19 protein-coding genes and 1 tRNA gene are annotated in these 12,217 nt (G+C 64.0%); all 20 read left to right on the top strand.

Annotated features, from left to right (window positions below; all coding sequences use genetic code 11):
* Position 1: 1 nt before the first annotated feature.
* The 20 genes from ACQPW1_RS10095 to ACQPW1_RS10000 all read left to right on the top strand — a co-directional run bounded on the left by ACQPW1_RS10095 (position 2) and on the right by ACQPW1_RS10000 (position 12,213).
* On the top strand, positions 2-268 hold the full coding sequence (locus tag ACQPW1_RS10095; protein ID WP_433662462.1) for a hypothetical protein: 267 nt from the start codon (positions 2-4) through the stop codon (positions 266-268).
* A 61-nt stretch (positions 269-329) separates the two neighbouring features.
* Complete coding sequence (locus ACQPW1_RS10090; protein WP_433662461.1) at positions 330-605, top strand: HNH endonuclease; 276 nt, start codon at positions 330-332, stop codon at positions 603-605.
* 87 nt (positions 606-692) lie between these two features.
* A tRNA-Trp gene (locus tag ACQPW1_RS10085) sits at positions 693-766 on the top strand.
* A gap of 175 nt (positions 767-941) precedes the next feature.
* Positions 942-1,418, top strand: coding sequence for a hypothetical protein (locus tag ACQPW1_RS10080; protein WP_433662460.1), 477 nt, complete (start codon positions 942-944; stop codon positions 1,416-1,418).
* Positions 1,419-3,122 (top strand): hypothetical protein, encoded by a 1,704-nt coding sequence (locus ACQPW1_RS10075; RefSeq protein WP_433662459.1) that lies wholly within the window; start codon positions 1,419-1,421, stop codon positions 3,120-3,122.
* A gap of 18 nt (positions 3,123-3,140) precedes the next feature.
* Positions 3,141-4,676, top strand: a complete 1,536-nt coding sequence (locus tag ACQPW1_RS10070; RefSeq protein WP_433662458.1) for a hypothetical protein — start codon at positions 3,141-3,143, stop codon at positions 4,674-4,676.
* A gap of 11 nt (positions 4,677-4,687) precedes the next feature.
* Positions 4,688-5,731: a hypothetical protein gene (locus ACQPW1_RS10065; RefSeq protein ID WP_433662457.1), complete on the top strand. Its 1,044-nt coding sequence runs from the start codon at positions 4,688-4,690 to the stop codon at positions 5,729-5,731.
* A gap of 103 nt (positions 5,732-5,834) precedes the next feature.
* Entirely contained in the window at positions 5,835-6,536 is a 702-nt protein-coding gene (locus tag ACQPW1_RS10060; protein WP_433662456.1) for a hypothetical protein, read from the top strand.
* Positions 6,537-6,555: 19 nt separating this feature from the next.
* Positions 6,556-6,966 (top strand): head decoration protein, encoded by a 411-nt coding sequence (locus ACQPW1_RS10055; RefSeq protein ID WP_433662455.1) that lies wholly within the window; start codon positions 6,556-6,558, stop codon positions 6,964-6,966.
* 55 nt (positions 6,967-7,021) lie between these two features.
* Complete coding sequence (locus ACQPW1_RS10050; protein ID WP_433662454.1) at positions 7,022-8,056, top strand: major capsid protein; 1,035 nt, start codon at positions 7,022-7,024, stop codon at positions 8,054-8,056.
* Between the two features lie 12 nt (positions 8,057-8,068).
* A complete protein-coding gene (locus ACQPW1_RS10045; protein WP_433662453.1) occupies positions 8,069-8,308 on the top strand; it encodes a hypothetical protein in 240 nt (79 codons plus the stop codon).
* A gap of 4 nt (positions 8,309-8,312) precedes the next feature.
* Positions 8,313-8,696 carry a Gp19/Gp15/Gp42 family protein gene (locus ACQPW1_RS10040; protein WP_433662452.1) on the top strand — a complete coding sequence of 128 codons (384 nt, stop codon included), beginning with the start codon at positions 8,313-8,315 and terminating at the stop codon, positions 8,694-8,696.
* Positions 8,693-9,043, top strand: a complete 351-nt coding sequence (locus ACQPW1_RS10035) for a hypothetical protein (RefSeq protein WP_433662451.1) — start codon at positions 8,693-8,695, stop codon at positions 9,041-9,043. Before ACQPW1_RS10040 ends, ACQPW1_RS10035 begins: the two co-directional genes overlap by 4 nt.
* Positions 9,043-9,516, top strand: a complete 474-nt coding sequence (locus ACQPW1_RS10030; RefSeq protein ID WP_433662450.1) for a hypothetical protein — start codon at positions 9,043-9,045, stop codon at positions 9,514-9,516. The genes ACQPW1_RS10035 and ACQPW1_RS10030 overlap by 1 nt, the downstream gene beginning before the upstream one ends.
* A complete protein-coding gene (locus tag ACQPW1_RS10025) occupies positions 9,513-9,893 on the top strand; it encodes a hypothetical protein (RefSeq protein ID WP_433662449.1) in 381 nt (126 codons plus the stop codon). Before ACQPW1_RS10030 ends, ACQPW1_RS10025 begins: the two co-directional genes overlap by 4 nt.
* 14 nt (positions 9,894-9,907) lie before the next feature.
* Entirely contained in the window at positions 9,908-10,273 is a 366-nt protein-coding gene (locus tag ACQPW1_RS10020) for an endonuclease VII domain-containing protein (protein ID WP_433662448.1), read from the top strand.
* Positions 10,274-10,310: 37 nt separating this feature from the next.
* Positions 10,311-10,979 carry a hypothetical protein gene (locus tag ACQPW1_RS10015; RefSeq protein WP_433662447.1) on the top strand — a complete coding sequence of 223 codons (669 nt, stop codon included), beginning with the start codon at positions 10,311-10,313 and terminating at the stop codon, positions 10,977-10,979.
* Positions 10,980-11,090: 111 nt separating this feature from the next.
* A complete protein-coding gene (locus ACQPW1_RS10010; protein WP_433662446.1) occupies positions 11,091-11,300 on the top strand; it encodes a hypothetical protein in 210 nt (69 codons plus the stop codon).
* Between the two features lie 44 nt (positions 11,301-11,344).
* Complete coding sequence (locus ACQPW1_RS10005) at positions 11,345-11,746, top strand: hypothetical protein (protein ID WP_433662445.1); 402 nt, start codon at positions 11,345-11,347, stop codon at positions 11,744-11,746.
* Positions 11,747-11,802: 56 nt separating this feature from the next.
* Positions 11,803-12,213: a hypothetical protein gene (locus tag ACQPW1_RS10000; RefSeq protein WP_433662444.1), complete on the top strand. Its 411-nt coding sequence runs from the start codon at positions 11,803-11,805 to the stop codon at positions 12,211-12,213.
* Positions 12,214-12,217 lie beyond the last annotated feature (4 nt).

The following is a 12,217-nucleotide window of genomic DNA, read 5'->3' as shown; positions in this document are numbered from 1 at the left end:
GGTGCCAGCGCTACTGCTGGTCGCCGCTGCCGAGGACAGCGCGGCTGGCTGCGTGGAAGTGGCTGCGCTGCTGGCGCTGTCGGTCGACGAGCAGCCGACAATGGCCGCGGCCGTCATCACGCCAGCGATCGCCAGTCCGGCAATGGCCCTGTTTCGCTTCACTGTGAGCATTTCCTCGCTGTTCGCTGAGATTGTGGGTCTCAAATCCTATGCACAACAGCGCTGCCAAACCAATTGGTCTGGTTGCAAGGGGAACAGCCTGAGATAATCAGGGTAAACAACTTCATATAGGTGATGGCGTGGCGTGGGTTTCAGGTGGCACTCGGCAGGTGAGTGCGCTGCATCGAAAGAACCGACCACTGGTGCTCGAGCGTGACGGATACATCTGCCAGCTGCGCTATCCCGACTGCACGGTCCGTGCGGTCGAGGCCGACCACGTCATCAACTACGCCCGTGGCGGGTCAGATGATGTGGAGAATTTGCAGGCCGCGTGTAGCTCCTGCCACAAGGTAAAGACCAACGCCGAGTCGGTTGAAGCGCGTGCAGCGTTGAAACGTGCTGCACGACACCCCGATTCGCTCAGGAAACATCCCGGACTTCGCTAGCCGCACGGCTCTGGCACGTGAGTAGCCTCGTGCCGGATCTCAATCATCTTGAACTCGCCGATCGGGTCGTTACCGTTGGTGAGGTAGTGGGGCGTAGCTCAATTCGGTAGAGCAGCGGTCTCCAAAACCGCCGGTTGCAGGTTCGAATCCTGCCGCCCTGGCTGTTTCTCTATCTCCTCTTCACAGCTTGGCAGGGGCGCGTCTGCCAGCTCGGGTGTGCGAAGCGGGTGAAAACAACGCGCAATTCTGAACCGTCGCAGCGTCGGTGGTGTGCCGCCAGGGCCGCCATTCGACGAGCGTGCGGGACCTGACCCCGACACGGGAGCACAACTGAATATGGCTGGCCGCAGAAGTGGTCCGGCGCCGAAGAATCCCGAGGACAGGCAACGGCGTAATGCTGATCCGCTGCTCGGTATCGATGGCTGGACCGAGATCGAGTCGACCCCGAATGAGGGCGACGTCCCGGAGATCCCTGAATACATCGACGTAGGCCCTCGTGGGCGCGCGATCTATGAGCAGTTGGCGAGTCTGCCGCAGGCGCGGCTCTACGGTCCCGGCACCTGGTTTCAGTTGTGGATGACGCTCCCGCTCATCGAGCGGTATCTGTCGCGACCGGGCTCGGAAAACTACAAGGCGGTCACCACGACCTTGGGTGCGGCGCTGCGCCTTACCGAGGACGACCTTCAGCGTGCCCGCGTGCGGATCAAGCCGCCGGCCACCGACGCCGACGACACCGATGCGCCGGAAACCGGCGGTGGTCGGGTGGTGCCGTTCGCCGAGGAGCGCAAGGCCAGGCTCTTGCGGGGTGCCTAGGTGCCGCACGATATCGTCACCCACCCCGATCATGATCGTGAACGCTCGCTGGGTTGGCTCGCTGTGGCCTGGCTCGAGCATTACGCGGTCCACGGCCCCGGCGACGTCGGTGGCGATTCGGTGTCGCCGATCGTCGATGAATACGTGGGTTTCGTCGTCGACACCTACGCCCTGGGCGAAGACGGCCGCCGCATCTACGACCATGTCTTCCTGAGCAGACCCAAGGGATGCGCGAAAAGTGAAATCGCCGCATTGATAGGGCTTTTCGAGGCTCTGGGGCCGTGCCGGTTCGCTGGCTGGGCGCAAGGCGGCGAAGTGTTCCGCGATGACTGGGGCGGAGATTTCGAGTACGTCTACGCTCCCGGCGAGCCGATGGGCAAGCGGCTCAAGAACCCCTTTATTCGTTGTGTCGCAACAGAAGAGGGCCAGGCCGGCTTGGTGTACGACACCATCTATTTGAATTTGACCGAGGGGCCGCTTCGGCACGCTTTGCCGCGTCGTGATGACGCCGGCCTGACCCGGATCCTGATTCCTGGCGGCGGGGAAATCGTGCCGTCGACCAGTTCGGCATCCAGTAAGGACGGCGGCAAGGACACCCTCACCCTCTTTGATGAAACTCACTTGTATAACCGTCCTGAGCTGCGGCAAACCTACAAAACGCTGACTCGGAATCTGCGCAAGCGTCGCCGTACGGCCGAGACGTTCGCAGTCGAGACGACGACGATGTACATGCCCGGTGAGGATTCGATCGCCGAGCAGACCTACAGGCTGATTCAGGACGTCCTTGCCGGGAAGCTGAAGCGGCATCCGCGCCAGCTCTTCGATCACCGATACGGGGTGATTTCTCCTGAGGAGCTGGAGGATGAGTCCAAAGTCCGTGCAGCACTGCTTGATTCGTATGGCGATTGCGCCCTCTGGAATGACATCGAAGGCTATGTCGAGGCGATCGGCGATCCCCGCAACGACGTGGTGTCCTCGTTCCGATACTGGTTCAACTCACCCACCAGCGCGGAGAACGCGTGGATCGCGCAATACGAGTGGGACGCGGTCGGCCCCCCGAACCACATGCCGGAGCCGCTGGCCCCTGGCGATGTGATCACGCTGGGCTTCGACGGTTCGCGCCGCCGGCGCAGGGGTGTGACCGATGCGACGGCGCTGATCGCATGTCGGGTATGGGATGGGCTGATTGTTCCGCTCGAGATCTGGGAGCAGCCGCCGGGTGTACACGCGGACGGGTGGGAAGTTCCCGAGCCCGACGTTGAGGCCAAGATTCTCCAGGCGTTCCGGACCTACAACGTCGTCGCGTTCTACGCCGATCCGGCGAGATGGGAAGCCAATGTCGCTGCGTGGGAAGCGAAGTACGGCCCGCACCTGAAGGTGAAGTCCAGTCAGGCCCACCCCATCGAGTGGTGGATGACCGGCTCGCGCGCATACAGGACCGTTGAGGCGCTTCGCGAATTCGTCGAGGCCGTACTCGACGCGAAGCTGTGCCACGACGGTGAGCTTCGGCTGCGCGCTCACGTGCTGAACGCGCGCCGCGCCGAGACACCCAAGGGCGTGCAAATCCGCAAGGAGAACCCGGATTCCCCGCACAAGATCGACGCCGCGGTGGCGTCGGTTCTGGCGTGGCAGGCCCGGCTGGACGCGGTGGCCAAGGGCATCGGGAAGAAGAGCCGGCGCCGGGTCGCCGTGCGTGTGCGTTAGCAGACAGGACAACTGAATATGGCAGGTCAGGAACAGAAGACGCAGCCATCGGAGTGGTGGTTCGAGTACCTGATGAAGAAGTTCGACGAGAAGCTGCCGCGGAAGCCGCGGGTGGAGACCGCGACGACGCCCAAGACCAGGCGTGAGCGGCTGGAGTTGTTGTGGTCGCATTACATCGGTGATGCGCCGCTGCCGAACATCAACGAGAAGTATCGCGAGACGTTCAGGGAACTGCTCAGGAAAGCGCGTCCGAATTACGCGATCATGGCGATCGACGCGATGGCGGATCGGTCGGTGCTCAAGGGCGTGTATACCGATGCGGACCGCGATCTCGACGGCGACGACATCGCGCGCCAGGTGCAGGATGTATCGGGTTTTGCTGCGCTGCAACGGGATATGCAGACCTACCTGTACACGTTGGGTGAGTCGTATGTGACGATCGTGCCGCCGCTCGATGGCGCGCCGGCCGGTTCGGTGCCTTTGCTGCTGGCTGAGGATCCGCGGTACTGCGTGGGCGAGAAGGATCCTCTGAACCCGCGGCATCTGGTCGCTGCGGTGAAGGTGTTCGAGGACAAGATCAACGATCAGCAGAAGGCGTTGCTGTTCCTGCCGAATCAGCGCTTCGTGTTCGTCCGCGAGCCGGGCCAGCACGCCGACGAGTTCAATATCGACCAGTGGACCCAGGCCGAGGCGACCACGGTCGCTGGGCTCGAGGACTACGGCGGTATCCCGATGGTCAGGTTCGAGAACAAGATGGCGCTCGGTGAATATGAGCCTCACCTCGATCTTTTGGACAGAATCGCCGACGGCATCGTGCACCGGATGGTGATCAGCTGGTACCAGAGTTTCAAGCAGCGGGCCATCCGCGGCGATCTCGACGGTGGCGCGGATTTCAGTGACGGCAACGACGATTCACTCATCCGCGATCTGGCCGATGCCAATCTCGCCGACGTCTTCCAGGCCGATCCGGGGACGCTGTGGGTCGTCCCGCCGGATGTGGATTTCTGGGAGTCCGGCGCCACCGATTTGACCCCGCTGCTCTCCGCGATCAGGGACGACGTCAAGGAATTCGGGGTGTGCACGCGGATCCCGATGCACATGCTCGCACCGGACGGCACGAATCAAACCGCCGAGGGGGCGGCGATGATGAGGGAAGGGCTGACCGACAAGATCTCTGACCGTCAAGCACGGCAGGCTCCGCAGTGGATTCTGTTGTGGCAGATGGTCTTCGCGCTGTCTGGTCAGGCTGCGCGGGTGGCTGGGATCCGGTTGCAGTGGGGCAAGACCGAGAACATTCCGCTGGCCGTGCGCGCGGATGCGGTGAACTCGACCCGCGGTGTTCTCTCGCGTAAGCGCCAGGTGGTGGAGCTGCTGGAGCTGGACCCGATGGTCGCCAAGTTGAACGAAACCGAGCTGATGGAGGAGTCGATGGCCTCGGAGTCGGCGGCGGCGCAGATGCCGAACTTCGGTGGCGACTCCGCAGCGAACTCGGCACCGACGCAGGGTGCAGGCGCGGCGGCCGGTGCCGCTGAAGCGTTGCCCGAGGCTGCCTGATGGTGGCGGGCATGCTGCTGAAGATCCTGATGGCGCACTCGCGGCGTCGTCATCTTCTGTTGTTGGATGCACAGGACCGGGTTCAGGTGCTGTGGCGGATGACCGATCCGTTCAACGGGTCTGAGGTGGAAGAGTTTTCGCACAAGGCGGCGCAGGTGTCGGTCGCTGCGCAGCGTAAGTCGGTGTCGATGACCGCGGCGGCGCAGCGCCGGTATCTGGACGAGATGGGCACCGACCTCGGTGATTTCGTGCCGGAGGTCCCGGATGAGGTGCGGCTGTATTCGACCGCGCGTCCGTACCGCTTCGCTGAGCCGAAGGTGGTGCGCACACCTGCGGGGGTGTCGCATCGTTTGCCTGCGACCGAAGTGTGGAATCGGCCGGCGCGCCAGTACCGCAAGATGGTCGATGCTGGCAGAGATCCTGGTGATGCTCTGGACGTGGCAGCAAACCGTGTGAAAATGGAGCTAGCCACGAACGTTTCCCTCGCCGAGAGGGAGGCGGAGTCGCAACTGATGAAGCAGGCCGGGATCGTGGATCTCGACGTGATCGGGTATCGGCGGATCATCCATCCGGAGCGGTCGAAGTCCGGGACGGTGTGCGGTATGTGCATCGTCGCGGCGGATCGGATCTACCGAACCGATGAGCTTCGAGCGATGCACACGGGCTGTAACTGCACGGTTCTTCCGGTTAAGGAAGGCTCAGATCCGGGGCGCGCCTTGAACGCCGAGGATCTGAAGCGTTTGTACGACGACGCGGGCGGTACGGCGGCCAAGCAGTTGCATCGCACCAAGTATCGCGTCGACGAGCACGGCGAGCTGCAAGCGGTCCTGGTGCCCAAGCAGCGCGGTGCGCCGGTGCCACGGTTCACCGATCCAAGTGTCACCAATGTTGTTGACCTGGAAGATTATCCGCGCCAGATCGCGCGACGGCAGCTGCCGATCGCCCAGAAGCTGCTCGCGGTGTCACGCTCGCGGGGTCTGTCCGCGGACAATCCGCGTATGGCATGGCAGCAGGCCCAGGTCCAGCGCTATCAGCGCATCCTCGCCGATGCGTGACTGAATCTCCCGCCTTCGCGGTGACAGAACAGGCGAGACCCGTCACGGGCACGAATTCGTCTATCCCCCAACCCATTACCCGACAAGGGAACCACAACTGAATATGAGCAAGCAGCGCGCCGACGAGCACCCCACCCCCGCCGCAGACGATGTCGCACCCGATGTCGAGGAGGTGAGCGCCATCGCAGCAGATCTCGATGACGCACCTGCCGACGACGGTGAGCCGACGCTGAACAAGCACGGTTATCCCGACGGCACGCCGCTGGCCGAGATGAGCACCGCACAGCAGGCCGCGTACTGGAAGCACAAGGCACGCGTGCACGAGAACCGATCCAAGGCAAAGCCTGCCGGTCTCACCCCAGAGGAAGTGCAGGCGCTGCGCGATGAGATCGACGAGCTACGCGGTGCGCAGCTCTCGGATTCCGAACGCGCACAAGCGGATGCGGTCGAGACCGCTCGGGCTGAGGGGCGCACCCAAGCACGCAACGAGCTGCTGCCGGTGTTGCAGGAAGCCCAGCTGCGTGGCTATGCCTCCACGGTGGTCAAGGGCAAGCGGCTCGATTCGTTTGTCTCCACGGCCAACATCGGCGCGTTCTGCACCGACGACGGTGAGATCGATGGCGCGAAGGTGGTCACTCACCTTCAGGCCCTGTTCGGTGAAGACACCTCCGGCGCCGCTGCTGCTGAACCGAAGAGCACCTACCCGAACTACGGGCAGGGTTCCCCCGGCGCGACCTTGAAGGGTTCGACGCGATCGGCCGGCCTGGCTGAGGCGGCGCGCCGTTTCCCCAAGGCCGCTGCCTAATCACACTTCTGGAGCATCCATGAGCAATATCGCTATCCGCAAGACTGGCCGGTTCGGCAGTGATTCGCGGGTCTGGGTCTACGCCGATGTCTCGGCCCAGGCCGGCCGCGCGTCGGTCACCCTCGATATGTCGAAGTTCACCGCCGCGCAGATGCCTGATGGTCATCTGCCGTCGGGCATCGTGCTGGCCAAGATCACCGCGGCTGGTCCGAGTCAGGGCAAGTACGGCCCGTACGACAAGACCGCGACCGCCGAGGGCCGCGACGTCCCCGCTGGCTTTCTGTGGGATGCGTTCACCCCGACCGGTACCGACGAAGCCGCGCCGCTGTGGTTCGGTCCGGGCGCGATCAAGGAATCCAAGCTCCCGGTAGGCAACGGCCTTACCCCGGAAGCCAAGTCTGCGCTCAGTGCCTGGTTCAAGTTCTTCTGATCCTGGCCTGCCAGCCCAAAACAACTGAATAACAACTGAATAGGCGGAGGCCCCAGTGAGCCTTGTTTTCGACGCGCCGGTCCATCCCGATTCGGCGACCATTTTCGCGCGTGAAGTACCGCTGCCCGCGGATCACAAGCTGGGCGCATTCCTGCCCGACCAGCTCGTGCAGGAGCAGACGGTCAAGCTGGTCAACACCACGCGAGTCAACCGCACCGCGCAGTTCCGCGCCTTCGACGGCAACATCCCGCAGATCGAGAGGGACTACTTCGAGACGCGCGAGATCGACCTTTTGCCGATCAGCGTCCAGGGCATGAAGGGTGAACTCGAGCGGCTCCAGCTCGAGCGTGCCCGCCAGAAGGGTGGTTCGCTGGCCGCGATCACCGGCGCCATCTACGACGACATCACGTTGGCGGTCAACGCAATTCGAAACCGGCTCGAGGTTGCTCGTGGCGAGCTGCTCCAGTCGGGCAAAATCCAGCTCAACGGCGAGAACGGCCTGTACCTCAAGGCCGATTTCGAGGTCCCGGCTGATCACTTCGTGACCGCAGGCAAGGCGTGGACCGACCCGACCGCGCCGATCGTCACCGATCTGGCGACCTATACCGAGAAGTACATCGCCGACAATGGGTTCGCCCCGGCGGGCATGATCATCTCGCGCAAGATCGCGTCGCTGCTTCAGCGAAACGCCGAGTTCCGCACCTACGCCGCGAGCATTGCTGGTGCGCCACAGATCATTTCGCGCTCGATCGTCAACAACGTCCTCGACGATTTCAATCTGCCCGCGATCGCCGAGGTGTATGACACCTCGATCCGGGTCGACGGCGTGGACCGGCGCGTGATCGACGAGAACCGGGTGATCTTCGTGCCTCCGGCCGGCCGACTGGGCTCGGTGAAGTGGGGCATCACCGCCACCGCGCTCGAGCTGGTCAACGCCGCCCAGAGCGACATGACCTTCGAAGACGCGCCCGGCATCACCGGCGTGATCGTGAAGTCGGGTCCTCCGTTCAAGGAGACCACCGTGGTCGACGCGCTGACCTTGCCGGTGCTCGAGGATCCCAAGTCGTTGTTCGTCGCGACGGTCTTCTGAGCGGAGATCGTTGTGTCAGAACTGATTTCGCATGTGTGTGTGCTCGATGCCGAGGGGCGGACGTTCTGGTTCGCACCCGGCGACCCGGTGCCGGACTGGGCAGCGACGCTGATCACCAATCCGGGCGCCTGGGCAGGACCCGCCCCGGCCCCCGCAGACACCGCGGGGGCCGGTGAGGCGGCCACTGTCGAGGCCCAAGCGCCCGCAGCACCGAAGCGCCGTACCCGCAAGCCCGCTGGCGAGGGGGCCTAACGCGATGGGTGTGTTCGCCAGCCGTCAGGATCTGATCGCTTCGTATGAGGGAGAGCTGACCGAACGCCAGCTCGTGTTCGCCGAGACGAAGATCCTCGAAGCCGAGGCCCTGCTGATGACGCTGGTGCCTCGGCTGGCCGGCGGGCCCGCCGCGGTGCCGCAGTTGGTGCGCACCAACGCGACCCGCGCGGTGTGTGCGGCAGTGCTGCGGGTGGTGCGTAACCCCGCCGGTGTGTCCTATCAGGCCACCGGCGGGTACACCACCCGACTGTCCGACAACGCCGCGACGGGCGAATTGTTCTTCAGCACTGAGGAACTCGCGCCGTTGCGTCAGCGTCGACGACGTGTCGGCGTGCTCGGTATCGCGCCGGTGAGGTGGTCGGCGTGATGCTGCCCAATCTGCACGGCGACACCGTGGTTGTGTGGCGTCGGCCCGCGCGGGACAAGTTCGGCGACACCAGCTACGTCGAGCACCACCCGATCTCTGGTGTGGTGATCGACTACCGCGGCCAGGACGAGCCGAACCCCAACGGTGTGCCCACAGCGGGACGGGACTTGGCTCGTTATGACGTCACCTTGTACTGCCCCGTCGGCTCAGATGTGTTGGCCAACGACCTGATTGAGCTTCCCGACGGCGATCAGTACCACGTCGTCGGTCGTCCGCAGCGGCCCAAGCATCCGGTGACCGGCTGGTCTCCGGGCGTGATGGTTCAGCTGCGCCGGATCGAGGGCTGATGGCGTACAACTTCCACTTGCACTGGTTCGGCGAGGACGCCAAAGCGCCATCTGGTTCGCCGACAAACCCCGCTGTCGAGGCGGTGATGCAAGGCGAACCGATGGATCAGGCGCTCAAGTCGATCGCGCAGGAAGCCAAAGCACTGTTCATGGGACGTGTCCCGAAAGGCCGGACTCGGGTCCTGATGAATTCGGCCCGGATTCGGCTCGGGTTCCTGGCTACCACCGGCACCGACCCGCTTCGCCCAGCTGCCGAGCTGCTGGTGGAAGCCGACTACGCCGCAGCCGTGGAGTTCGACAACGTCAACAAGGCCAAGGACTATCCCCGGCCCGACGTCAGGAACCGGGTGCAGCCAGGCGGATATCCACCGCGCTACGCGGGTCGGCACACCCTCGGCGGCGATAACCGGCGGCTGCGATCTGTGGTCGCCGACATCGAACGCAAATACCTCACGGAGAAGTGGAAGCGATGACGTTCCCGGACTCCGAGGTCGTGGCCATGGCGCTGCTCGAGGACCTCGGATGGACCTGCACGGCGCTGCCGGATCCGCAGGAATGGCCGCGCCTCGCCCCGATCATCGCGGTCAACCGCATCGGTGGCGGAGTCTCGCGCGACGGCGTCACCGACCGCGCGTTGGTCGCGGTGGTTGTCGTGGACGACACCCGCCCGAAGGCATGGCGAACCGCGCACCAGGTACGCAACCGCATCCTCGCCGCCAGCGCCACCAAGGTCGGCGGCGTCGTGATCGATGCGACCGAGGAAGAGATCGGCACCGTACAGACCCCGGACTTATCCAGCGACAACCGATTCATCGAGTCCTCGTACTGGTTCTCGTTCCGGCCGCAGTAAGGGAATCACCACAATTGCATACCTGTACCGGCTGCTGGAACCTCCTGCCCGCCAGCGAGTTTCACCGCAATCCGAACAAGCGCCACGGCATCGAGCGGCAGTGCCGCACATGCGCGGCGGACCGAAAGTTGCGGGGCCGCTACGGAATCGACCGAGCCACCTACCAGCAGCTACTGGCAGAGCAGGACGGGGTCTGTGCGATCTGCGATACCCCGGCTTCGGAAAAGCCACTGGTTGTTGACCATCAGCACGGTGGAACCGGCCAGGTCAGGGGCCTTTTGTGTCACGGCTGCAATACCGGCCTTGGGCTGCTCAAAGACGATCCGGTGACGCTGTTGCGCGCCGCCGGCTACCTCGGGCCGCGGTCTGTCGCGGCTTGAAACAACTGAATACACAACTGAATAAGGGAGTGCCCGCATGGCGGACATCAACGTCGTTCGCGACCTCAAGCAGAGTTTGCTGCTCAAGCCGCTGTCTGGTGCGGTTCTTATCGCGCCGATGAGTGTCGAGATCCCGGCCGCGTTCACTACCGGGGCCAGCGCTGACCTGGTCGATCTGAAGACTGCGGGATTCACCTCGCTCGGCCATATCAGCAAGGACGGCGCGCCGACCTTCACCCCGGAGACCGAGACCAGCGAGGTGGAGGCGTGGGGTCTTCTGGAGTCGGCCCGAACCGATATGACCAAGAGGACCACGAAGATTGCGTGGACCGGCCAGGAGACGCACAAGGCGAACCTGGAGCTTTATCACAACCGCGACATGGCGACGGTGAAGTACAACCCCACCACGGGCGAGACCGAGTTCGCCGACCCGACCTCCCCGAGCATCACCTATCACCGCGCGCTCTTCATCGGTGTCGACGGTGCGGGTTCGACTCTGATCTACGTGATCAAGGTGGTCCCGAAGATGGTGATCACGGAGGTCACTGAGCAGTCCTGGAAGCAGGACGAGGTCATCTCCTACGGTTTCACCGCCTCGGCGAAGCTCGACGAGTCCACCGGCTACGCCATCAAGACCGTGCTCGCCGGACCGGGTTGGAAGGCTCTGGCGGGCAAGGCTGGCTTCACCGCTGGCACCGGCTCCTAAGCCGGTCCCCCACCATCGCGTCCGGTGTCGCGGCGATCACACGATCCGCGACACCGGGCCGGTGGCCCTGCTCAGTTTCTCGAACTCGTTCCGTTGGAAGGTGTTTCACGCATGACCGCCACCGTTCCCGTCGTTCTGGCGTCCCCCGCGGGCGTCGAGGTGACCGTCCATTCGCCCGAGCAGGCTAATAATCTGGCGTGCGCGGGTTATGTCCGCAAGAGTGTTACCAGCACCGTTGTTCCGGCCGCCGTCGAATCTGCCGACGCCGATCCTGCCGATCGCAAGCCCAAGGCTCCCGCGACTCGTCCTGCCGGAAAGTAAACGGGCACAACAACATCCACAACTTAAAACAGGAGTCGATCATCGTGGCTGCCGCGTCCACCAAGTCGCCGAAAAAGATCACTGCCGAGCCCGCCGAGTCCGCGTGGGCCAAGCTGGTGCGCGAGGCGAAGAAGAATTACACCCCGCCGCCGCCGTATGTGCTCGACGCCTTCGATCCCCCGGTATTGATCACCGCCCCCGACGGCCTGGAACGATCGCTGGCGCTGGCAAAACTGGCTGACGCGGGTGAGTATGTCTCCGTCGACGAGCTGATTCCGATGCTCGAAGCGCTCGTCGGTGCCGACGTTTTCCCGAAGGTGTGGGAGCTGATCCGCAACGAGGTGGTGGACGTGGCGCTGGCGCTGATCGATGACATCAATGTGCATTTCAATCAGGGCGCCGATGCCGGGGCGGGTGAGCTGCCGGGGGGCGAGTCGGCCTCGTAGCGCTTCTCCAGAGGCACTACGAGGCGATCGAGTGGGATCTCCACGCGTACTGGCATGTGGATCTACTTGATTTCTTCCGGGGCGAGTTGCCGTGGGCGAAGCTAATCCGCTTCCTGCGGCAACTGCCCGATGGCTCGCGCTACCGCGCTGCCCAGGCACTCGATCCCGGTCTGGCCGAACACCTGCTGTGGCTCGAGGAAAACGAGCCCGAGGGTGAATCACCCAGCAGCACAAAGACACTGGGGCCAACCTCCTCGGCCGGCTACGACCTGACCGCCCGGCTACTGCTGACCATCGGCGATCTGATCCAGCAGAACACGGCCACGATGGTCGCGATCAATCTGCCGCCGAAAGCCCAGGCGCCCAAGGTGGAGCCACTGCCGCGGCCGGTCTCCGCGCTGGATGTGCTGCGCGCCGGCCGAGAGCGCGACAACCTCGCCGTCGCGATGGCCGAGCTGGGGTTCTGACTAT

It is taken from the genome of Nocardia sp. CA-128927, from assembly GCF_050955855.1.
GTDB lineage: Bacteria > Actinomycetota > Actinomycetes > Mycobacteriales > Mycobacteriaceae > Nocardia.
This window is presented reverse-complemented; position numbering and strand designations above follow the sequence as displayed.